Consider the following 21,273-nt stretch of genomic DNA (forward strand, 5'->3'; position numbering starts at 1 on the left):
AGTCTCCTTTGCAAGTTTTTTAATTGCATTTCTTCCGCCCAAGCACGATCGGATACCGGTTCAATAAAAAGATGCAAGGCACCATAACAAGCAATGTCACACCGGTGTAAAGCGCGCTCCATAACAGGGAACCGTATGTCTCATCAAGGGAAACCTGGGTAAAGTAGTAGACGACGGCTTTCAGCATCCTGATGACCGGGTAGTGCAGTACGAGAATGATCAGCGAGTTTTTGCCGAGGAATTGGAGTAGCTTCATTTTTTCGAGTTTAAAACTGCTGAAAATGACGCCTGCCGTTCCCAGAAATGAGGTCAGATAAAAGACCGCCATGTTTCCATACTCATTGGCCCTCATATCCACTCTGACGTTCAGGGTCTGTAAAAAGCCGACCGCGATGAATAAGAGAAGCGCTGGCAGCAGCGTTCTTCTGTCTCTCATCTCCCTCAGGCTATTTCTCGACAGAAAACCGGCCGAATAAAATACGATGGCGGTCAAGGCCACTTCAATATTCCACGGCAGCTTGATGCCCACAAATTGATCATTCAAATAGCCCAAGGCGGCCGACACCATTACGGCAATGACGATAAACAGCCTTCCTTTCCCCCATCTCTTCACGATAAAAAAAAGCATTTCAACGAGGAATAAGCATGTTAAAAACCAGAGCGCCGGGTTGTGTGTCAGCATGTAGTCATCAGGCATCGAATAAAAAATGCCTTTAAACGGTACAACCGGATCGACATTCGAACTCCCGGTAAACGTAAAATGCCTCTCAACGAGAACCCAGAATAAATAGGCAAGAACGGAAAAAATGAAGTACGGCAAAAGAAGCGTCTTTATTTTTTTAAGAAGAAATGATGTAAAAGTCATCTTCCCATCATGGTAAACGAGGCCGGACAGAAAGAAAAACAGCGGCATATGAAATGCGAAAATGAACGTTTTCAGCCAATCCGGCGTCGGTGTATGGCCCAACACGACCAATATAATTCCCACGCCCTTCGAAACATCAATCCACTCTATTCTTTTCTGCAATACGGGTATCTCCTTTCAGACCGCTTCGCCCCATAAGAAAGGGTTTACACATAATGTATCATCATCCCCGCCTTTCTTCCTCCGCGAAGCATGCCTTAAGGCGATTTTTAATCGTTAGGAAATATTCTGTTCATCTTCTTGTCATGATCGATTCTTTTTTTTAACATTCTCAGCACAAATTACATTTCTTATTCTCATCATGAGGAACCAGACCATGCAACCCGTCTTATAATGTAATGATCTTTTCATTAGAACAAAAGAGGACAGGTGAAACATGAAACTTGAAAAATTCGTTGACAAACTCCCCATTCCGAAAGTGCTTAAACCCCACAGCAAAAGCAAGGAAATGACCTATTATGAAGTCACGATGAAAGAATTTCAGCAGCAGCTCCACCGCGATCTGCCGCCGACCCGGCTGTTTGGATATAACGGGGTCTATCCCGGCCCCACCTTTGAAGTGCAAAAACACGAAAAAGTCGCGGTAAAATGGTTGAATAAGCTTCCGGATCATCATTTTCTCCCCGTCGACCATACAATTCATGACGACGGCCATCATGAACATGAAGTCAAAACGGTCGTTCATTTGCATGGAGGCCGGACACCGCCTGATAGCGACGGTTACCCGGAAGCCTGGTACACTAAAGATTTTCAAGTCAAAGGCCCTTTTTTTGAAAGGGAGGTGTATGAATATCCGAATGAGCAGGATGCTACGGCTCTCTGGTATCACGATCATGCAATGGCCATCACAAGGCTGAATGTATATGCGGGGCTTGTCGGTTTATATTTTATCCGCGACAGGGAAGAGCGGTCATTGAACTTGCCGAAGGGAGAATATGAAATTCCGCTCTTGATTCAGGATAAGTCCTTTCATGAAGATGGTTCATTGTTTTATCCGCGGCAGCCTGACAACCCTTCGCCGGATCTTCCCGACCCGTCGATTGTTCCGGCTTTTTGCGGTGATACCATTTTAGTCAACGGCAAGGTATGGCCTTATAATGAACTGGAACCCCGAAAATACCGTTTTCGGATACTGAACGCCTCCAATACGAGAATCTTTGAGCTGTATTTCGATCATGACATCACATTTCACCAAATCGGCACGGACGGTGGTCTTCTGCAGCATCCGGTTAAAGTCAATGAACTGGTGATCGCACCGGCTGAAAGATGCGATATCATCGTTGATTTTTCACGAGCTGAAGGAAAAACCGTGACATTGAAAAACCGGATCGGCTGCGGCGGACAAGACGCGGATCCCGATACAGATGCCGACATCATGCAATTCCGCATCTCAAAACCATTGAAGCAAAAAGATACAAGTTCATTGCCGAGAATATTGAGAAAACGCCCATTTTACCGGAGACACAAGATCAATACCCTTAGAAATCTGTCGTTGGGCGCGTCCCTTGACCAATATGGAAGACCTGTTCTGCTTTTAAACAACACAAAATGGCATGAACCGGTAACTGAAACTCCCGCCCTCGGCAGCACTGAGATCTGGTCGATCATAAATGCCGGAAGAGCGATCCATCCGATCCATTTACATCTTGTCCAATTTTTGATTCTCGACCGCCGGCCGTTTGATATCGAACGGTATCAGGAAAACGGAGAACTAGTCTTTACAGGTCCGGCAGCTCCACCGGCACAGAATGAAAAGGGGCTGAAAGACACCGTCAAAGTACCTCCTGGCTCGGTGACGCGGATTATCGCAACCTTCGCGCCGTACAGCGGCAGATATGTGTGGCACTGCCACATTCTGGAGCACGAAGATTACGATATGATGCGCCCTCTTGAAGTAACGGATATTCGTCATCAATAAGAAAAAGCCTCCGCATTTGGAGGCTTTTAAAAAAGCACAAATCATCAAAAAAACCATCGCTTGATCCTGTACAATAAGATCATCAAATCGTAAAGGCTGTGGATGAATATGGATGATTACGAAAGAATTCAAAACGCGGTTCATTTTATCGAAGAACACCTTCAAAACGATTTAAACATTACGGATATTGCGGCTAAATCATGTTTCTCCCCGTTTCATTTTCAAAGGCTTTTTCAGGCGATCTCCGGTTTTTCCGTTTATCAGTACATTCGCAACCGGCGTCTGTCTGAAGCTGCGCTTCTGCTTGAGAAAACGGACCGTTCCATTCTCGATATCGCAATCGATTTCGGCTATGGCTCACAGGAAGCTTTCGGCAGGGCATTCTCACAGTATTTCGGCATCACTCCGGCCAAGTACCGCAAAGCAAAGGTCAAGCTTGATTTTCAAACCAAAATGAATTTTCTCGAATATAAAGAAAGGATGACTGGAGATATGAACATCCCAAAGCCGCACATCACTCATTTAAACGATATACATATGATCGGATATGAGTACCGGACAAATTTAAACGAGGAAAAGTATTTCGAAGATATCCCGAAATTCTACAACGATTTCGGCAGAAATGGATACTTTATGCAAATCCCTCAAAAAACAGATCCGAATATGTGTTACGGGCTGTCATGCCGCTTCCAGGATGACGGAGGTTTCTCATTTATCATCGGGGAAGCCGTTCGCGAAACAGCAGCCGGAGAAGTGCCGGAGCCGCTTATGTATATGAAAATTCCCGGCGGCAAATACGCCGTATTTCATGTGAACGGATCGACCGAATCCGTGCAGAACACAAGAAGATACATCTATGGATCATGGCTGATGAATACCAATTACGAGAGAACAGAAGGACCGGACTTTGAAGTGACTGATGTGTGCCGCTCGGTGCCGCCGAACGAGATGAAGATGACCATCTATATTCCGCTTCTGTAAAAACGCCGGGGAACCTTCTGACCACAGGTTCCCCGATTCACTTTCATATCGATTTAAGCGCCTCGGCGGGCGTTTGATCACCCGAAACCAAATCGAATGAACGCCGGAATGTATGCTCTTCGGTGAGCGCCGCCAAGATGGTATCAGCCACATCTTCTCGCGGAATCGTTCTGCGCTCAAGGTTTTCCGCCGCTTTCACCCGGCCTGTACCCGGTTCGTTTAACAGGCCTCCCGGACGGATAATCGTGTAGTTTAATCCGCTGCCTTCAAGAATCCGATCTGCATAATGTTTGGCGACATAATACGGTTTTAACGCTTCACTCCAATTTTCACGGCGGTGTGCCTGCAATGTGCTGACCATAATAAAACGGTGGATGCCCGCTTTTTCGGCAGCTTCGATCGTTTTAACCGCCCCATCCAAATCCACCAAAAGCGTTTTATCAGCACCCGTTTTGCCGCCTGAGCCGGCGGTAAAGACAATCGCGTCGCAGCCTTTCGCCGCTTCTGCGATGCTTTCCACAGTGCCTTCCAAATTAGCGAGCGCGGTTTCTGTTCCCGATTGTTTCAAAGCCTGCGCCTGTTCTTCGTTTCTCACCATTGCTCTGACTTGATGTTCATCGCTCTCATTCAAGCTTTTCGTCAAACGGCGCCCGATTTGTCCGTTCGCCCCCACTACAAACACTTTCATCTGCTCATCCTCCTTGTTGTCAAGTTTCTTTTTTCATTATTTCACTGTACAGACAATGTTTCAAACCGCCCGCTCTCCAAAATGTGCGAATGCTAAAAAGGCTCCCCATTCGTATCATGGGAAGCCTTTTTCGTTTCTATTCTATTCCGCCGATCTCATTGAAAGGAAAATAACGGAACTCAACTTTGCCGACAACGGAGTCCATTGTAATAAATCCGAAAAAGCGGCTGTCCTTGCTGTTTTGACGGTTATCACCCATCACGAACAAGTGGTCTTCCGGCACCTTTTGTTTGCCGGTTAATTTCTCCAGTGTGAAATTATCTGTTAAATGTTCATGAAGCGTCAGCTTTTGTTTGTTTTTCTTTAAATAAGGCTCATCATATACTTTTCCGTTAATATAAAGGACATCGTCCTTCATTTCGATCGTATCCCCCGGGAGGCCGATCACCCTTTTCACATAGTTTTCATCTGAATCAGGCGCGTGAAAAATAATTTTATCAAAGCGCTGAATATCGCTGATTTTACTAACCATGACCATGTTGCCATCCTCTAAAGTCGGATACATTGAATCTCCCAAAACAGTTGACGGCGTAAACAGAAAATAGCGGCAAACCATGACAAGCGCGGCGGCTATGACAAGTGTTTTCACCCACGATAAGATTTCTTTTTTTCTACTATTTTTCATAAGTACTCTCCTTCACTTTCGGATCGTTTCATCGGCATTCCGCTCCTTCTATCCTATCAGACTGTCCGCCTGAATGCTTTCTCGCAAGCATCGGCAGGCGCAGCCGAAAAAAAATAGTTGATACATAATAATATTAGCGGTTGAAACGAAAAATCCTTTTATTCAATGTTGAATTTTGTCAGTTGATCAGCTTATTTACGGCACAACAAACCATTACATATGCACAGGCAAAACGCCCCTCTTTATAATACATTATCATATCATGACCCAAAGGCGGTGATTGCCTCAAAATGAGCAGCTACGAAGAGTACTATGACAATTACGATCCATACAGCCCTGAGCGGGAAAAAGAAAGACAGTCAAGGAAAGCGCTGCGTTCGGCGGATACCGATAAAACGGATAAAACGGATAAAACCCGCAGCTCTGACGATGACCGGTTCAAATGCAGAAAAAGAAAGTGTTTTTCTGATGATGATGACGACCGTTTCAAGTGCCGCAGAAAGAAGTGCTGACCATTGATCTTTAAAGCCGATTCATATCGGCTTTTTTACATATACCACGGCTTCACCGTTCCAAGCCGGAACATTCATCCATTAGATGAATACCATAAATCTAAAAGGAGATGGAAATGAATATGAGTGTTCCGAAAGATGCCGTTTGCTCAATGCCCCATGATCATCAAAGGTCTTTGCACGATTTATGCCGCAAATACATGCACTATCATGTCGTGCTGAAAATGAAGGACGGCCGTTCCGTTCACGGGATCCTTGAAGGGGTGAACCGTCAGGAAGCATCTCTCCTCATTCCCGAAGACGTGACAGATGAAAGGCAGTTTTACGGCGGATACGGATATCCGCGCCGGCGATTCCGACGGTTCAGGAGCAGGATCTTCCCGTTTGTTATTATTACCGCGCTGTATCCTTTTCCATATTATTAAGCAAAAGCCCGGTATGATGCCAAATCCATGAAACTTATTTTCCTTTGCTTCGTATATACAAAAACGACGCAAACCGAGGAAGGAGACAGATAAAATGGCATCTGCTAAACTGCAGCAGCGATTGGATCAATATAAAGCAATTTACTCTGAGTTAAAAAGCGATTTAAAATGGAAAGTCACAGATCAGCGGACATTGATGATGATTGCTTCCATGTATGTCGTCAACAAGCGGCCTTTTAATAAAGAACGGTTTTTAACGCTTAGTGAGGCCGTCAAACAGGCCGCCGGGACATTTTCGCCGTTAAAGTCGGCCCATCGCTATACATTCGCCGCTATGTTTGACGTGCGCTTCGAAGAACCTGAAACGCATATCAGACCTTTTTTCATTATTTACGAAAAACTGACCGGCAACGGATTCAAAAAAAGCATTTTCACCTACTTGTCCGCACTTATCCTTTTGACAAAATATCCTGATGAGCATGATCATGAAGACAAAATCAATCGGGCTTTGTCTATTTACAAAGGAATGAAGGACAAGCACGTCTTTTTAACATCGGCCGGCGATTACCCGCTCGCCGTGCTTTTGGCCGGTTCAGACATGGAAACAGGTGAACTGATCGACTATATCGAAGCGTTTTACCAAAAGCTGAACCAAGCGGGTTTTCGCAAAGGGAACGATTTGCAGTTTCTCAGCCACATCCTCTCGCTTTTGCCGGAGCGGGATTCCGATCAGCTTGTCGCCCGCTCCCTTCGGATATACGATGAATTGACAAAAAAGCATAGAAGACCGAAGCCTGTCCATTACCCGGAAATCGGACTGCTTGCATTGCTTGAGAACGGTGAAAAAGACATAGATGCCATCACAATCATGGCAGGCGCATTGAACAGCGATAAACTGTTCAGGTGGCAGAAAGACATGAATCTGAAAACGGCTGTCAATTTGTTCATGAGCGAAAAAACGGAAGATCCGACGCTTCTGGAAACAGGACTTTATCAAACGCTTGAAGCCGTTATTCAAGCACAACAGACGGCAGCAATCGCCATTATGACGAGCTCGGCTGCGGCGTCTCAGGCAAACGGCTCATGATAAAACATCAGCCGGCACAGACTGTTTGTGCCGGCTGATGCTCATTATTCGTCAATAACGGAAAAGGTGTTGATAATCCCGTTTGTTTTTTCCCAGGCTTTGCTCACTTTTTTCGTATCCATATCATACGAATAAATCGTTCTCACCCTTGCTTCGCTCCCCGTTTCATCTTCAAGCAGCTTCGCATCTTTTGCTTCAGCGAGAAAGTAGAGTTTTTTCCCGTCTTTCGAGAATTGCGGCTGTGCTGAGTCGACTAATGAAAATGCCCGCTGATCTGAAATGATCGCTTTATATTTTTTCGTTTCAGCATCCATCGCATAAATCGACTTCTGATCATCAGCCGATTCTGTAAAGACGATCGTTTTGCCATCCGGCGAAATTGCCGTGTCATTGATAAATTTTGCGATCGTTTTCACCTGGTGCTGATCTTTCTCATCCGTCAGGGAAATGTTCATATTCGTCGGTTTGGGCGGCACTCCTTTGCTGTTCGCCTCATCTGTTTTTTGATAGTCTTCTTTCAATGAATAATGCAGCATAACGAATTGATTGTTCGCTTTGTTGTACTGATAGTAGCTGACGCTCTCGTCCTTGTTGTTTAACGATGGATAAATGACGTGAAACGCCTTTTGTTTTAAATCAAAGGAAGCGAGGTGAAAATTTCTCTCCTCCGCAAGGTTGTATCGCATGAACAGCTTCGAACCGTCCGCCGATAAACTGAGTCCGTCGACATATTCATCCCCTGAATATAGGGTTGTTTTTTCGCCCGACTGCAAATCCAGCCTGATCAAATGCTTCATATTGCTGTTATCGGTGTTCGTATAATAAAGAATGCGTTTTTTCCGGTCTAATGCCGCAGCCGGGTAATCCGTCATCTTTTCTTCATACAGCTTATTTTGATTTTCATAGTAAGCAGTCATCAGCTTCTGATCGGTTATCGATACGAGCAGGTCCGAACCGCCGCCCTTTGCCGGCTCCGCTTTTTCCGGGACGAAATAGCGGAAGGCCGCAAATGCGCCTGCGGCTAAAATGACGGCCGCCAACAAAAACACAAAGACTTTTTTCATATTCGCCCCCGCCAATTGAAAGAAGCAAGAAAACGATTTTCCTTGCTTCTTTTCTCCTATTTTTTATATGTATAATGTCCGGCTACCTTTCCTTTGCTTGTCGGAAATCCCAAAGCTCTAAAAGCTTTCGGGCTTACATCCAACACAGCGCCCGGCATTCTGCCGACATCATATTTATAGACTGTAATGACTTTCTTTGGTTTTGCTTTAGAATAGGCTCTTATTTTTGTGCCTTTTCTCGGAACATCGAAGCCCATCTTTGTGGCGCAGTCCCAATGGCCGAGCCTTTTGCCGTCAGCGCCGACTTTGCCCACGCCGTTGTACCAAGTGATGTAGCCGCTGACTTTTTTCGTTTTAGCACTCGCCTCACCGGCAAAATTGAATGCCAATAGCAAGCTGCCTGCCAAAACAAAAACAGAAAAAAGTATCTTCTTCATATAAAAATATCCTCCGTGAATGGGATTTTTTTCTGACATTCAAATTATACCTTTTTTCATAGAAATGGTATTTTACAGTTTGTTTACGTTTAAAATGCAATTATTACGCCCAGTTTTCTACCAAACTATCAAGAACAGATGACACCTTTGCCAGGATCGTTCGTATATAAAAGAGAAACCAAAATGAATAGGATGATCACAGTGAAAAAATCGAAACTGATCTCGTTATCCGCGGCTGCGATGCTTTTCGCCGTTCCCCTATCTGGATGTTCATCATCCGCTTCAGACCGTTCACAGGAGGTCTCAGAAGACCATTCCATTCAAAAATACGATCTCGTATGGTTTGATTACGTGAATGACAGCGAATCCGACAAAGCACCTTTACTGAAAGCATCATACGTGAAAAATGGGAAAGAAAAGACGGAGACTTTCAAAAAATATGTGGAAAATGTGGAAAATGTCGAACAGCCTTATATTAAAATCCGCGATCATGAAGCCTTCATCTACCGTCCCCCATACATCAAATATGACCAGGAGCCGCTTGAGGGCGTCGTCAAAGATAAAGTGGAACAAAAAAGCAGTGATGAACAATGAAGAAAAAAAGCGCTCCTCTTATTTTGATCATGGCGCTGTCTCTCTTGCTGCCTTTTGCTCAAGCAGAGGCAACAGGCAGCAATGGAACATCCGGAACCAAGGCTTCGAGTTCCTCGGCTAATAACAGCTCTTTAAAAACACGTCCGGGTTCAGTCAACCAGAGAATGCGCAGTTATATGAATCAGTCTGCGAGCCGACAATATTTAAACAAGAGCAGTCAGTTCAACGCCATCCAGCGGACACTGCCGTCCAATACCCTGTACAAAGGGAGCATCAAGCAAACACTCAATCAAAATCCTGCTGGATCAGCCTTTTTGAATTACTACTTTCCATACTGGATGATCTTCCACGCGGGCGGATATACAGCAGAACAAAAAAGCATGCTCCGCACCGCCGGAATCAAAGAAAAAGCGCTCTCTGAACGAAATGAAAAAAGATATTGGCTGTTGATTGAAGATCAAAACGGAAAAGAACATGCCGTCCTCGTCTCGAAAAAACAGTATGACAACATTCAAAAAGGGGATCGGGTTGAAGTGCGCCGCAAACAGATCACCAAAAAATAGCTGAAACAAGAGCCGGTCATCATCATGATGCCGGCTTTTCTCGTCATATCAAAAAAGGGCTTGCATGGATGAAAACCATCTGTTAAAATTCGTTTCATAGCTAATGATTCTGAAAATAAAAAGGCAGGCGTTACGATTTGGATAGATCCCCCCATCTTCGACAGGAAGAACACGACACACTCATCAAGCTGAAACGCATGCCGATCGAGTCCTTGAATCTTGAAGCCATTTCGGTTGCCACCAACCTTTACCGGTCAGCGCAAAAGCTCCGCGTCAAAATGGAGACCGAGATCCTTTCCTCATATCAATTGTCATGGACGGCTTTTTCGATTCTTTACGATCTATGGGTATGGGGCAGGCTTGAAACGAGAAAACTCGCTGAACTGTCAGGCATTTCAACAGCCACTGCGAGCAATGTCATTAAAACGCTTGAAAAAAAGAACTTTTGCGGAAAAAGCACGGATCCGAGAGACCGCAGACACGTATACGCCGAGATCACCCCTGAAGGAAAAGCCGCTATTGAAGAGCTCTATCCGGCGTTCCACAAAGGGGAAACAATGCTGATCAAAGGCATGACAAAAGAGGAGCAGAATACATTGATCGAGCTCCTTCGAAAAGTGAACGACAATCTTCATAAACCATAAGCAACGACGGGAACAAGTAGCGGGCTGTCTCCCTGTTCCAGAGAGCCGGCGGCTGGTGCGAGCCGGTACAAAGGCAGACGCGAATTACCTCCCTGAGCTTTCTTTGTGAACCTTCAAGTAGCAAAGAACGGGAAACCGTTATCTGAAATAGAGCGGAAGACGGAGGTCTTCAACCAGGGTGGTACCGCGTGCATTTGAGCCACGTCCCTTATCGGGATGAGGCTCTTTTTTTAAACAAAAAAGGAGGAGTTATCATGCAGCAACAACAATTTGATCAACTGACAACTGCCGAGAAGCGGGAAGTCGAAAGGCAGCTTCACTTATATATGAACGGAGCGGAGGAGGTCATTCCCCCGGAAGAACTGCGGGCAAAGCTGGCCAAATCGATTTTGACCGGCGAACCGCTGAAAATTAAGCTTGGTCTCGATCCGTCGGCGCCTGACGTTCATTTAGGCCACACTGTCGTCTTGAATAAGCTGCGCCAATTTCAGGAAAACGGGCATATCGTCCAGCTCCTGATCGGAGATTTCACAGGAAAAATCGGCGATCCGACAGGAAAATCCGCCGCAAGGAAACAGCTGACGGACGAAGAAGTCCGCCGCAATGCCGAAACATACTTTCAACAGTTTGGAAAAGTGCTTGATCAGAACAAAGTCGAGCTTCACTACAACTCAAAATGGCTGAAACGATTAACCTTGGAAGACGTCATTGCGCTCGCGGGCAAAATTACCGTCGCCCGTTTAATGGAACGCGATGATTTTGAAGAAAGAATGGCCATGCAAAAGCCGATTTCGCTTCATGAATTCTTTTACCCGTTGATGCAGGGATATGATTCGGTCGTTCTCGACAGCGATATCGAACTGGGCGGAACGGATCAGCATTTTAACGTGCTCATGGGCAGACACTTTCAGGAAAAGTACGGAAAAGAAAAACAGGTCGTCATTCTCATGCCGCTGCTCGAAGGACTTGACGGGGTTGAAAAAATGTCGAAATCAAAGAACAATTACATCGGCATTGATGAAGACCCTCATGAAATGTTCGGAAAAACGATGTCGCTTCCGGACAGTTTGATGAAAAAATATATCCATCTTGCGACCAACCTGGAGGCGGAAGATAAAAAACGACTTGTCAAAGATTTGGAAACGGGGGCCGTTCATCCGCGAGATGCGAAAATGCTTCTCGGGAAAATCATCGTCAACATGTATCATGGAAGCGAGGCGGCCGAAGCGGCCGAACAGCAGTTTAAAAAGGTTTTTCAGCAAAACAGCGCGCCGGACAATATAACGTCTGTACACTGGCAAGGTGACGGAACGGTGCCTGTCACCGATTTATTGGTGACGCTCGGACTCCTCCCTTCCAAAAGCGAAGCCCGCCGAATGATCCAAAACGGCGGCGTTAAAATCAACGGCATCAAAGCAGAATCGATTCATGCGGATGTGGCAGTCGAACACGGTATGATTATCCAAGTCGGCAAACGGAAGTTTGTCAAATTGCAAATGCCTCAATAAACATTCAGCCTAATCATCCTTTTAAAAGGATCGATTAGGCTGTTTTTCATGAAAAGCGCAGGCGTTAGAATTTGCAACAGGTCGGTATTCAATCGCCTGATGGTTTCGATTCGAAAAGCATATCCGAACGGCCTCCCGAACACCTTGATCTTATTTTTGCCTTCTCCTCTCTGATTGCAAATAAGGCCGCCAGCGGCGGCCTGCCATTTTACGATTCATTTGTCTTCTCTTATGCAGCAACAGCGCTGCCATCCTTCCTTCAGCAGCTCAAATGTCAGCTCGTTTGTGTTGTGCACGATCAAATCAGCCCCGCTCAGCGATGTCTCATCACCGACTCCCACCGCAAACATCCCTGCGGATTTGATCGCGGCGATCCCGGCTTCAGCGTCTTCGATTGCTGCACACTGAGACGGAGGCACACCGAGCAGCGCTGCGGCCGTCAAAAAGATTTCGGGGTCGGGCTTTCCGCGAGCAAGCGCAGCCGGGTCAACGACAGCATGAAATTCGTCCATGAGCCCGAGCCGTTGCAAAATAGCGGGCGCGTTTCGGCTTGACGAAGCTAACGCGATGCTTACATTTTCCCTTTTCAATTCGGCAAATAGCCCGGCGATTCCCGGCAACAGGTCATGCGGTGTCAAGTTTTGGATCAGCTGTTGGTAGTATTGATTTTTCCGGCGCATGATCTCTTGTTTCTCCGCCTCCCGATACGTTCCGGCCGCACCGCCGTGAATCAAAATCGTGTTAAGCGACTGCTCTCTGTCGATGCCTTTCAGCCGTTCATTAAAGCTCCGGTCAATCTCAATGCCGATTTGTTCGGCAGTATGTTTCCAAGCGAGATAATGATACTCGGCCGTATCCGTGATCACGCCGTCCAAGTCAAAAATGACCGCTTTCATAATGTCGAACCCTTTACCCGGCTGATCATCATAAAAGCTTCATAGGGTTCCATGTCCATGCTGCCACTTATATCAAGCCGCTCGCGGGCGTAATTGGATAACAGCACATCCCACTTGTCTTCAAGCAATTCCGGCGGAGCATGAAACAGCGCCTTTTCTTCTGACAAATTCACGGCGACTAACAGCTTTTCGCCCCGGTATTCACGGATATACGCAAAGATTTGCGGATCATCCTCAAGCAGCAGCTGGTAATCTCCGTGTACGATAACTTTATGTTGTTTGCGCAGCCCGATGAGCTTCTGATAATAATAGAAAATCGAATCTTCATCTGAGAGCGATTCCTTCACATTGATTTCTTGATAGCGGGGATTTACCGCCAGCCAAGGCTCTCCAGCTGTGAAGCCCGCGTGTTTTCCGTCATCCCATTGCATCGGCGTTCTCGCGTGATCCCGCCCTTTTTTCGCCACTGCTTTTCGAAAGTCTTCCTCTGTCATCGTTTGATTTTCAATGACAAGTTCTCGGTATGCGTTTTTGATTTCGAGATCATCATACATCTTGAGCGGCATTTCACTGTTTGTCATGCCGATTTCTTCTCCCTGATAAATGAACGGGGTTCCCTTCATCCCGTGCAAGACCGTTGCAAATGCTTTGGCGCATTGTTTGCGCAGTTCGCGGTCATTGCCCCAGCGGGATATGACCCTCGGCTGATCATGATTTTCGAAATAAAGCGTGTTCCAGCCGACATTCATTAAAGCGGCCTGCCACCTCGTCATCGTCTTTTTTAAAGCGATCGGATCAAACGGCTTCATCTGCCATTTCCCATTCGGCGAATGTTGTTTTGTATCGATGTCCATATGTTCAAATGTAAAAATCATGTTCAGCTCATGTCTGCTTGGATCCGTGTATTTTATCGCTTCTTCAACATCTGAGCCGTTTGCTTCGCCGACCGTCATGCAGTCGTAACGGGACAGCACTTCCCGGTTCATCTCTTGTATAAATTCGTGCAGACGGGGGCCGTTTGAATGATAGCGGCCGACGACATAAGGACGGCTGTCATCTGTTTCATAATCGGGAAAGTCGACGTATTTGGAAATGGAACCGATCACATCCATCCGCCAGCCGTCCACGCCTCTGTCCATCCAAAACGTCATCAAATCGTATACTTCCCGGCGAACCGCTTCATTCTCCCAGTTTAAGTCAGGCTGCTTTTTCGAAAAGTAGTGAAGATAATACTGCCCTGTCCGCTGATCGAATGTCCACGCCGATCCTGAAAAGATCGATCCCCAATTATTCGGTTCTGAACCGTCCGCCTTTGGATCTTTCCAAAAATAATAATCACGGTAAGGATTGTCCTTTGACTTGCGGCTTTCGGCAAACCAGGCATGTTCATCAGACGTGTGGTTCACGACAAGATCCATGATGATTTTCATTCCGCGTTTATGCACTTCATCAATCAATTGAAACATATCATCGTTCGTTCCGAACTTTTCGTATATGCTTCTGTAGTCGCTGATGTCGTAGCCGTTGTCATCTTGCGGGGAATCAAACACAGGACACAGCCAGATAACATCGGCTCCGAGGCTTTTAATGTAATCGAGCTTTTGAATCACGCCCTGCAAATCACCGAATCCGTCTCCGTTGGAATCATAAAAACTCCGCGGGTAAATTTGATACACGACTGCCTCTTTCCACCATTGGCTCATCGGGCATCCTCCTTTCATACCGTCCGTTCAGTGCGATTTGCTCTCCATAAACTGTCATGGAAAGCGATTCTCCTTTTACAAGGTTGAAGGCGACGCTGTTTTCCTCTACCTGCACATTGATTAGCCGGTTCCGATAATTGATGTTGAACGCATAACCGTCCCATTCCTTCGGCAAAAACGGAGCAAACGACAGCGTCTCATCTTGGGTCCGCATGCCGGCAAATCCTTGCACGATCGCGAGCCAGCTTCCGGTCATCGATGTAATATGAAGCCCTTCCTCTGTGTCATGATTGTAATTATCCAGATCAAGCCTCGCTGTACGCTTATACAGTTCAAGCGCTTTCTTTTCCATTTTGAGTTCAGCCGCCAGCACCGCATGGACAGACGGCGAAAGGCTCGATTCATGAACCGTCATCGGTTCATAAAATTCAAAGTTGCGCCGTTTTTCTTCCATCGTAAATCGATGATTAAAGAAATAAATGCCTTGCAGAACATCCGCCTGCTTAATAAAACTGGAGCGGAGAATTTTGTCCCATGACCAATTCTGATAGAGCGGGCGGTCATCCGGTTCAAGCTCATCCGCTGCCTGAAGCTCTTTATCCAGGAATGTATCATGCTGAATAAAAACATTTAATTCCTCACTGTATGGATAGTACATTTTCGCAATGATATCCTTCCACCTCTCGATTTCGGCTTCCCGTATATCAAGCCGGCGGCGTTTTTCCTCCGGGAGGACAGCGAGGTTTTCGAGCGTGTACTCAAGCGTCCACGACGCAATCAAATTCGTATACCAGTTGTTGTTGACATTGTTTTCATATTCATTCGGCCCTGTAACGCCGTGGATCATATATTTGTTGTTACGTTTTGAGAAGTGGACACGGTCAGCCCAAAATCTGCTGATTTCGACGAGAACGTCTATCCCGTATTCTTTCATATAGTCACGGTCGCCTGTGTAATTGACATAATTGTAGATCGCATAACAGATTGCGCCATTGCGGTGAATTTCTTCGAAGGTGATCTCCCATTCATTGTGGCATTCATCGCCTGTGAAGGTCACCATCGGATAAAGGGCTCCCTTCAGCCCCAGTTTGGCCGCATTCCGTTTAGCTGCCTCCAAATGATGATATCGGTATAAAAGCAGATTCTTTGTCACCTCCGGCTCGGCCGTCGCCAAATACACAGGAACGGCGTACGCCTCAGTATCCCAGTAGGCGGCTCCTCCGTATTTCTCGCCCGTGAATCCTTTCGGCCCGATGTTTAAGCGCGAATCGGTTCCGTAGTATGTCGAGAAAAGCTGAAAGAGGTTGTACCGGATGCCCTGCTGAAGCTCATCATCCCCTTTAATTTCAATGTCAGCCTTTGCCCACCTTTCCATCCAATGTTCGGTATGCCTCCGCTTCGCTTCTTCATATCCCTGCTGAAGAACATCAGCCAAAAGCGCCCTGCCCTTTACTAAAAGCTCTGCTTCTTCAAAGTCCCGGGACGTTGTGACAATGATCAATTTTTTTAAAGAAGCCTTTGTTCCCGGCTTCACTTCGTAACAGAAGCGGTTTTCCGCGTACATCGCATCCGTTTGAAAATGCTCGCTGACATATCCTTCTGTCACATTGCACATTGAAGCAGCCACCGTAAAACGCGGCGTTCCAAACGGATTCTCAATCGTTTTTGTCACAAGATGACCGCGATGAGATTCGGCGCCTTTCGCTTCTTCCTGCCAAAACCGCTCTTCGAAATTGGCATCCTCATTAGCGACATGGCCATCAAGATAAGGGACAAGTGTAATAACAGCTTCATCGGTCAGGCATTCCGCTTCATAATGAATCGCGCACAGCTGCTGGACATCAAGACTAAGAAAGCGCTCCGACGAAATTTTGACAGCCTTTTGATTCACGCGAACGACAGCGCTTCTCCGCAGGATGCCTTCCTTCATATTGAGCTCCAATTCAAACGATTCGATGCCGTTTTGATTGAGGTCGACTTTTTCGTCGTCTACATATACATCAATTCCGATGAAATTCATCGCATTGATCACTTTCCCAAAATATTCGGGATAGCCGTTTTTCCACCAGCCGACACGCGTTTTGTCCGGGAACCAAACCCCTGCGATATATGTGCCTTTGAGACTTTCGCCTGAATAGCTTTCTTCAAAATTCCCCCTGATCCCCATATAGCCGTTCGCCAAGGATGTCAGACTTTCCTGAAGCCGCTTATGTTCTTTTTCAAATTGGTTTGTTTTGATTTTCCACTGGTCGATCTCAAATAGCCGCTGATTTACCATGATTTCCTCCTGACTGAAGATTTTCGTTGTGATGGCGGGTTTTGAATATATGTCTGAAGATGAAAGAGACCATCAAAGCGCTTCCGCACGAATGGATGAGCAGCATCATGATGAAGTCAAAGCGGATCATACCAAAAGCCATTGCAGCCGCTGCCGGAAGCGCTGATCCGCACACCGCCGCTGCGGCCGCTTCCTTAAACGACCTTATCCCGGTCATGTTGGATTTTTTGGAGATCCAGATGCCTCCCGTCAGAACGGCCGTTACAAAAAGCGAAATGATGAAAACCGCGGAACAGGCCAGCATGATGATAAGCGGCTTATATTGGGCAAACCACATGGCACCGATAAAATCCCCTACATGATCGGCATCCAGATCATTCAGCCCGGCCTTTGCCGGATAGCGGACAGAAAACCCCGCTCCGCTTTGATCGCTGATAATCAGATGATCTGACTGAAAGATGAGCGCGTTTTGATAGCCGCCTTCCGCCTTTATCCGGCCGTTCTCACCGCTTGTTTTCAATTCATGCTTCAAATCGACCGCCAGCAAGGTTTTCTCTTTCTCCACACGGTACAGCTCGTCTGTGCCTGTCAATCTCCCGTTTGTCAATTGGTAGCCTTTTAATTGTTTGATGAATTGCGCGTCAGCCTTTTGAACAACGTTTGGGAGCAAATTCCCGGCGTTGAAGCGGTCCATTTTCATCAACGCAATCGACACGGGCGCCGTTAAGCAAGCTGTCAAAAACATAAACAGAAAAGAAATTTCGAGCCAGCTGAATGTATGTTTGCAGCGCATGACGCCCGCCGGTGATGCCGCTGCTTTAAGAAAGCGGACGATCAGCTTTTCGTGTCTCATGTCGTTCATCGGTTTATCCCTTCGTTCCGCCGGATGTCAAACCGGACACAAAGTTCTTTTGGAGAAAGAAGAACAAGATGCAAATCGGCAGAGCCGCAAGAATCGCGCCCGCTGCAAACAGCGCGACTTTTTGCTGCTGCGGATTGGAGATGAATGTCTGCAAACCGACGGCGATGGTCAGGCTTTCCGGCGAGCGAAGCAGAAATTTCGCCAGCAGATAGTCGCCGAACGGCCCCATAAACGCCCACAGCGCCTGGACAGCAAGCATCGGTTTCACAAGCGGCAGAACGACCGAAGCAAAGATCCGCAGGTGCCCCGCTCCGTCAATCCGCGCCGCTTCATCGATTTCTCTAGGCACTGTATCAAAGTAGCCCTTCATCAGCCATGTGTTCATCGGAATTCCGCCGCCGATATAGATTGCAGTTAAAAACCAATATTGGTCCAAAGCTCCGATCAGCATGGCCAGGACGTAAAAAGCGGTCAGCGCCGCCATCGTCGGCACCATTTGAATGATCAAAAAGAAAATGAGACTCTTTTTTCGGCCCGCAAACCGGTAGCGGCTGTACGTATAGCCGGCAAGCGTCACAATCGTCACCTGGAACACCATGACAGACAGCGCGATCACAAGCGTATTCCCGTACCAGTTGAGGTAAAGCGTCTCTTCAAACAGCCGCTTAAAGTGGTCCAATGTCCATTGGCCCGAAAAATCGAGTGTAAAAGCCGCTACATTCCCGACCCGAAATGCGGATGATGCCGTAATCAAAAGCGGATAAATAATCACGATGCTTAAAAACGTTAAAAATATATAGGTCAAAACCTTGTTCAGCATCCCGGTGAACCGCGTATTTTTGAAAATCCCTCTCATCTACATGACCTCCTCATTGCCAAAGGCATTCGATTTCTTAAAAGCAATCAGGGAAACCCCGATGACAATGAAAGAAATGAGCAGTGTGACAGCAGCCGCCACGGAATACTGCGGCGACGTTCCCGTCGTCAGCTTATAGATCCAGGATATTAAGATGTCGGTTGACCCGGCTCCGGCCCCCGCACTCCCCGGACCGCCCTCATTAAATAAATAGATGATCGAGAAGTTATTGAAATTAAACGTATACTGGGTAATCATCACCGGTGCGGTCGCAAATAAAATCATCGGCAGCGTAATGTGTTTAAAGCGCTGAATAAATGTCGCGCCGTCAATTTTTGCCGCTTCATAAAGCTCTCCGGGAATCGCCTGAAGCACCCCTGTCACCATGACATAAATGTATGGAAAACCGAGCCACGTCTGAATCATAATCAAAGCCGTCTTCGTCCAGAACGGATCGGTCTTCCATGCGACAGCCGGGATATCGACGAACGGGAGCTGGTTCAAAAGCGGGATCACTTGGACGTTCATCGCGCCCGCCGAGTCATTAAAAATGTTGGCAAAGCTCATAATCGTAATAAATGCCGGAACGGCCCACGGAAGCAGAAAGATGATCCGGAACATCCGCTTGCCTTTAATAAAGTTTTGATTGACGACCAACGCTGTCACGATGCCGAGAACAATTTGCAGCGTTGTCGCACAGATCGTCCAGATGATCGTCCAGCCCAGTACATCGGCGAATGTTTGCCGATATGAGCCAAGGAAAAAGATATTCATGAAATTTTTAAAGCCGACCCAGTCGATGAGACTGTTAGGCGGAATATGATAAAAATCGTAGTTTGTAAACGCGATAAACAGAGTCACCAGCACCGGAAAAATAATTACAAACACCATCATGAGGTATGCCGGCAGCGTAAATAAATACGGAAACCCTTTGTCACCTGCATTTCTGATCATGTCCCCGGCCGTCTCGCTGATTTTCAAACCCGCCGCTTTCATCGCGGCGGTCTTCCGGGCATCATACAGATTAAAGATGTAAAACATCAGAAAAACGAGCGTCAATATCAATTGCAGCGTGCCCTCTATCAACAGAAACAGCGAGTGATCTTCTCCCGGGACAGTCCCCAGCGTCGCGAGGCCGATCAGCGCCTGATAACCGAAAACCGCTAACTCACAAATAAACAAGCCTGTGATGACAAGAAAAAGGATCCCCTTTGAAAACTGCCGGTTTGCAATCTGGCCAGCACCGGGAATAATCGATAACAGCGCTGCCTTCCGGCTCCGTTTTGCAAGTGTTTGGTCTTTGTTCATTTTTTTCGCCCTCTATTCTTCCGGACGCTAAAACCGCCGTTTTATTTCACATACTTTTCTTTAATGTTTTCTTTAATTACACGGACGGCATCATCCGCTGATTGCTGTGCCGATTTTTTCCCTGCTGCCGCGTCAAATATCAGGCTTTCTGCACCTGTCCACACCTCGGCCATCTCCGGAATGTTCGGAGTCGGAGTCGCCGTTTCGTATTGTGTGATGACCGCCGACGTCAGCTCGCTTTTTTGCTCCCCTGCTTTTTTTCGTGCGGCGAGGTTGGCCGGAACTTCGTTCGTATCTTCATAAAAACGGTAAGCATTTTCGTCATTTGCGGCATATTGCAGCCACTTTTCAGCAAGCTCTGCCTCTTTCGTATATTTAGAGGCGACCCAGCCTTTTCCGCCTGCAAACGGGGCATATTCTTTTCCGTTTGGCAATGTCGGGATTTTCGCGGCACCGTAGTTCAAACCGGCTTCTTTATAATTGGAAGCCGACCATGGACCTCCGATAACAGCAGCTGCTTTTCCGTCCATAAAGGTCTGCTGGATAAAATCGTCAGCGCTCGTATTGTCCTGCATGCCTTTCGGCCAATATTCACTGAACCATTTCTCGGCGTATTCCACCGCTTCCACGGCCCCGTTGTTGTTCAGACCGATGTCTCCGGAATCCGTGCCGTCAGCTCCGAATACATATCCCCCGTATCCCGCCATTAAACCGTATGACATGTAAAAGTCCGTCCACTTTGCGAGAAAAGCGGTCGATTTTCCTTTTTCCGAAGAAAAAGCGAACCTCTTGTCTTTTGTTAAATCCTCAAGCTCGTTAAAGGTTTTTGGCGGCGCTTTTAACAGGTCTTTATTGTAATAGAGTACGAGAGTTTCAATAACAAGCGGGATTCCGTAGACTTTTCCGTCAACTGTTACTTGCTGCATTTCTTTGTCGCCGAAGCTTTTAGTCTCAGACGGTTTGACTTCCAGCAAATGCCCTTGCTGTCCTAAGCCGCCGATACGGTCGTATGCCGCAAGCATGACATCGGGCGCATTGCCTGCCGGGCCGTCAAGAGGAAGCGCTTCAAGCTGATCGAACATTGGCTTTTCAACAATTTTGACTGTCACATCATTCTCTTTTTCAAAACCTTCCTTTATGCTTTCAACGTAAGGTTTATAGACCTCTTCTACAGACACGGTCAGCACTTTTTTCCCGCCGTTGCCCCCCGTTTCCTTTGAACTTGAACAGGCGGCAAGACCGAACAGCAGAACTGTCGCCAGCATCGCTAAAAATCCTTTTTTTAAATGTTGCATCTTTTTTCCCCCTTCTATCTTCGAATCTGAGACAATTGTAATCC

Annotated in this window: 21 protein-coding genes and 1 other annotated feature; of the genes, 9 read left to right on the forward strand and 12 right to left on the reverse strand. The window is 46.7% G+C overall.

The window, feature by feature from the left end; translation table 11 throughout:
• Positions 1-19 precede the first annotated feature (19 nt).
• On the reverse strand, positions 20-1,027 hold the full coding sequence (locus M1D90_RS18670) for an acyltransferase family protein (protein ID WP_186440072.1): 1,008 nt from the start codon (positions 1,025-1,027) through the stop codon (positions 20-22).
• Positions 1,028-1,301: 274 nt separating this feature from the next.
• On the opposite strand from M1D90_RS18670, the gene M1D90_RS18675 reads away from it, so the two are divergent.
• Both M1D90_RS18675 and M1D90_RS18680 read left to right on the forward strand, forming a co-directional pair.
• A complete protein-coding gene (locus M1D90_RS18675; RefSeq protein WP_456282965.1) occupies positions 1,302-2,843 on the forward strand; it encodes a multicopper oxidase family protein in 1,542 nt (513 codons plus the stop codon).
• A gap of 108 nt (positions 2,844-2,951) precedes the next feature.
• Positions 2,952-3,824: an AraC family transcriptional regulator gene (locus tag M1D90_RS18680; RefSeq protein WP_020450419.1), complete on the forward strand. Its 873-nt coding sequence runs from the start codon at positions 2,952-2,954 to the stop codon at positions 3,822-3,824.
• Between the two features lie 43 nt (positions 3,825-3,867).
• Here M1D90_RS18680 and M1D90_RS18685 read toward each other — a convergent pair whose 3' ends face one another.
• Both M1D90_RS18685 and lepB read right to left on the reverse strand, forming a co-directional pair.
• Entirely contained in the window at positions 3,868-4,512 is a 645-nt protein-coding gene (locus tag M1D90_RS18685) for an SDR family oxidoreductase (protein WP_144498002.1), read from the reverse strand.
• A 136-nt stretch (positions 4,513-4,648) separates the two neighbouring features.
• Positions 4,649-5,197 carry a signal peptidase I gene (gene lepB / locus M1D90_RS18690; protein ID WP_020450416.1) on the reverse strand — a complete coding sequence of 183 codons (549 nt, stop codon included), beginning with the start codon at positions 5,195-5,197 and terminating at the stop codon, positions 4,649-4,651.
• A gap of 290 nt (positions 5,198-5,487) precedes the next feature.
• Here lepB and M1D90_RS18695 point away from each other — a divergent pair, with 290 nt between their 5' ends.
• The 3 genes from M1D90_RS18695 (at position 5,488) to M1D90_RS18705 (ending at position 7,221) form a co-directional block, all read left to right on the forward strand.
• Positions 5,488-5,709 carry a hypothetical protein gene (locus tag M1D90_RS18695; RefSeq protein ID WP_456282966.1) on the forward strand — a complete coding sequence of 74 codons (222 nt, stop codon included), beginning with the start codon at positions 5,488-5,490 and terminating at the stop codon, positions 5,707-5,709.
• Positions 5,710-5,831: 122 nt separating this feature from the next.
• Positions 5,832-6,134, forward strand: coding sequence for a small nuclear ribonucleoprotein (locus tag M1D90_RS18700; protein WP_456282967.1), 303 nt, complete (start codon positions 5,832-5,834; stop codon positions 6,132-6,134).
• Between the two features lie 94 nt (positions 6,135-6,228).
• Entirely contained in the window at positions 6,229-7,221 is a 993-nt protein-coding gene (locus M1D90_RS18705; protein WP_456282968.1) for a DUF4003 domain-containing protein, read from the forward strand.
• Positions 7,222-7,265: 44 nt separating this feature from the next.
• Here M1D90_RS18705 and M1D90_RS18710 read toward each other — a convergent pair whose 3' ends face one another.
• Together M1D90_RS18710 and M1D90_RS18715 are read right to left on the reverse strand one after the other, a co-directional pair.
• Positions 7,266-8,285, reverse strand: a complete 1,020-nt coding sequence (locus tag M1D90_RS18710) for a hypothetical protein (protein ID WP_456282969.1) — start codon at positions 8,283-8,285, stop codon at positions 7,266-7,268.
• A 56-nt stretch (positions 8,286-8,341) separates the two neighbouring features.
• Positions 8,342-8,722: an RlpA-like double-psi beta-barrel domain-containing protein gene (locus tag M1D90_RS18715; protein WP_020450411.1), complete on the reverse strand. Its 381-nt coding sequence runs from the start codon at positions 8,720-8,722 to the stop codon at positions 8,342-8,344.
• Positions 8,723-8,914: 192 nt separating this feature from the next.
• Between M1D90_RS18715 and M1D90_RS18720 the strand changes: the two genes are divergently transcribed.
• The 4 genes from M1D90_RS18720 to tyrS all read left to right on the forward strand — a co-directional run bounded on the left by M1D90_RS18720 (position 8,915) and on the right by tyrS (position 12,031).
• On the forward strand, positions 8,915-9,316 hold the full coding sequence (locus tag M1D90_RS18720) for a hypothetical protein (RefSeq protein ID WP_206761178.1): 402 nt from the start codon (positions 8,915-8,917) through the stop codon (positions 9,314-9,316).
• A complete protein-coding gene (locus tag M1D90_RS18725; protein ID WP_456282970.1) occupies positions 9,313-9,879 on the forward strand; it encodes a hypothetical protein in 567 nt (188 codons plus the stop codon). The genes M1D90_RS18720 and M1D90_RS18725 overlap by 4 nt, the downstream gene beginning before the upstream one ends.
• A 197-nt stretch (positions 9,880-10,076) precedes the next feature.
• A complete protein-coding gene (locus tag M1D90_RS18730; RefSeq protein ID WP_223254891.1) occupies positions 10,077-10,523 on the forward strand; it encodes a MarR family transcriptional regulator in 447 nt (148 codons plus the stop codon).
• Positions 10,518-10,735, forward strand: a binding site (T-box leader). It overlaps the preceding gene by 6 nt.
• Before the next feature lie 42 nt (positions 10,736-10,777).
• Positions 10,778-12,031 carry a tyrosine--tRNA ligase gene (gene tyrS / locus M1D90_RS18735; RefSeq protein ID WP_456282971.1) on the forward strand — a complete coding sequence of 418 codons (1,254 nt, stop codon included), beginning with the start codon at positions 10,778-10,780 and terminating at the stop codon, positions 12,029-12,031.
• Positions 12,032-12,246: 215 nt separating this feature from the next.
• Here the strand turns inward: tyrS and pgmB are convergent, their stop codons facing one another.
• The 7 genes from pgmB to M1D90_RS18770 are packed head-to-tail and all read right to left on the reverse strand — an operon-like array spanning position 12,247 to position 21,229.
• On the reverse strand, positions 12,247-12,927 hold the full coding sequence (pgmB, locus tag M1D90_RS18740; RefSeq protein ID WP_328067175.1) for a beta-phosphoglucomutase: 681 nt from the start codon (positions 12,925-12,927) through the stop codon (positions 12,247-12,249).
• Entirely contained in the window at positions 12,924-14,630 is a 1,707-nt protein-coding gene (locus M1D90_RS18745) for a glycoside hydrolase family 13 protein (RefSeq protein WP_456282972.1), read from the reverse strand. Before M1D90_RS18745 ends, pgmB begins: the two co-directional genes overlap by 4 nt.
• Positions 14,572-16,908 carry a glycoside hydrolase family 65 protein gene (locus tag M1D90_RS18750; protein WP_456282973.1) on the reverse strand — a complete coding sequence of 779 codons (2,337 nt, stop codon included), beginning with the start codon at positions 16,906-16,908 and terminating at the stop codon, positions 14,572-14,574. Before M1D90_RS18750 ends, M1D90_RS18745 begins: the two co-directional genes overlap by 59 nt.
• Positions 16,886-17,770, reverse strand: coding sequence for a DUF1189 domain-containing protein (locus M1D90_RS18755; RefSeq protein WP_020450403.1), 885 nt, complete (start codon positions 17,768-17,770; stop codon positions 16,886-16,888). Before M1D90_RS18755 ends, M1D90_RS18750 begins: the two co-directional genes overlap by 23 nt.
• 4 nt (positions 17,771-17,774) lie before the next feature.
• Positions 17,775-18,626 carry a sugar ABC transporter permease gene (locus M1D90_RS18760; protein WP_023855564.1) on the reverse strand — a complete coding sequence of 284 codons (852 nt, stop codon included), beginning with the start codon at positions 18,624-18,626 and terminating at the stop codon, positions 17,775-17,777.
• Entirely contained in the window at positions 18,627-19,934 is a 1,308-nt protein-coding gene (locus M1D90_RS18765) for a carbohydrate ABC transporter permease (RefSeq protein ID WP_020450401.1), read from the reverse strand. It lies immediately after the preceding gene.
• Positions 19,935-19,975: 41 nt separating this feature from the next.
• Positions 19,976-21,229 (reverse strand): extracellular solute-binding protein, encoded by a 1,254-nt coding sequence (locus M1D90_RS18770; protein WP_224146534.1) that lies wholly within the window; start codon positions 21,227-21,229, stop codon positions 19,976-19,978.
• Positions 21,230-21,273 lie beyond the last annotated feature (44 nt).

Source organism: Bacillus sp. JZ34 (genome assembly GCF_053903205.1).

Bases quoted from the DNA above. Each gene is read 5' to 3' on its own strand.
- M1D90_RS18675 (WP_456282965.1), top strand. From the start codon at position 1,302: ATGAAACTTGAAAAATTCGTTGACAAACTCCCCATTCCGAAAGTGCTT.
- M1D90_RS18680 (WP_020450419.1), top strand. From the start codon at position 2,952: ATGGATGATTACGAAAGAATTCAAAACGCGGTTCATTTTATCGAAGAA.
- M1D90_RS18685 (WP_144498002.1), bottom strand. From the start codon at position 4,512: ATGAAAGTGTTTGTAGTGGGGGCGAACGGACAAATCGGGCGCCGTTTG.
- lepB (WP_020450416.1), bottom strand. From the start codon at position 5,197: ATGAAAAATAGTAGAAAAAAAGAAATCTTATCGTGGGTGAAAACACTT.
- M1D90_RS18695 (WP_456282966.1), top strand. From the start codon at position 5,488: ATGAGCAGCTACGAAGAGTACTATGACAATTACGATCCATACAGCCCT.
- M1D90_RS18700 (WP_456282967.1), top strand. From the start codon at position 5,832: ATGAGTGTTCCGAAAGATGCCGTTTGCTCAATGCCCCATGATCATCAA.
- M1D90_RS18705 (WP_456282968.1), top strand. From the start codon at position 6,229: ATGGCATCTGCTAAACTGCAGCAGCGATTGGATCAATATAAAGCAATT.
- M1D90_RS18710 (WP_456282969.1), bottom strand. From the start codon at position 8,285: ATGAAAAAAGTCTTTGTGTTTTTGTTGGCGGCCGTCATTTTAGCCGCA.
- M1D90_RS18715 (WP_020450411.1), bottom strand. From the start codon at position 8,722: ATGAAGAAGATACTTTTTTCTGTTTTTGTTTTGGCAGGCAGCTTGCTA.
- M1D90_RS18720 (WP_206761178.1), top strand. From the start codon at position 8,915: ATGATCACAGTGAAAAAATCGAAACTGATCTCGTTATCCGCGGCTGCG.
- M1D90_RS18725 (WP_456282970.1), top strand. From the start codon at position 9,313: ATGAAGAAAAAAAGCGCTCCTCTTATTTTGATCATGGCGCTGTCTCTC.
- M1D90_RS18730 (WP_223254891.1), top strand. From the start codon at position 10,077: ATGCCGATCGAGTCCTTGAATCTTGAAGCCATTTCGGTTGCCACCAAC.
- tyrS (WP_456282971.1), top strand. From the start codon at position 10,778: ATGCAGCAACAACAATTTGATCAACTGACAACTGCCGAGAAGCGGGAA.
- pgmB (WP_328067175.1), bottom strand. From the start codon at position 12,927: ATGAAAGCGGTCATTTTTGACTTGGACGGCGTGATCACGGATACGGCC.
- M1D90_RS18745 (WP_456282972.1), bottom strand. From the start codon at position 14,630: ATGAGCCAATGGTGGAAAGAGGCAGTCGTGTATCAAATTTACCCGCGG.
- M1D90_RS18750 (WP_456282973.1), bottom strand. From the start codon at position 16,908: ATGGTAAATCAGCGGCTATTTGAGATCGACCAGTGGAAAATCAAAACA.
- M1D90_RS18755 (WP_020450403.1), bottom strand. From the start codon at position 17,770: ATGAACGACATGAGACACGAAAAGCTGATCGTCCGCTTTCTTAAAGCA.
- M1D90_RS18760 (WP_023855564.1), bottom strand. From the start codon at position 18,626: ATGAGAGGGATTTTCAAAAATACGCGGTTCACCGGGATGCTGAACAAG.
- M1D90_RS18765 (WP_020450401.1), bottom strand. From the start codon at position 19,934: ATGAACAAAGACCAAACACTTGCAAAACGGAGCCGGAAGGCAGCGCTG.
- M1D90_RS18770 (WP_224146534.1), bottom strand. From the start codon at position 21,229: ATGCAACATTTAAAAAAAGGATTTTTAGCGATGCTGGCGACAGTTCTG.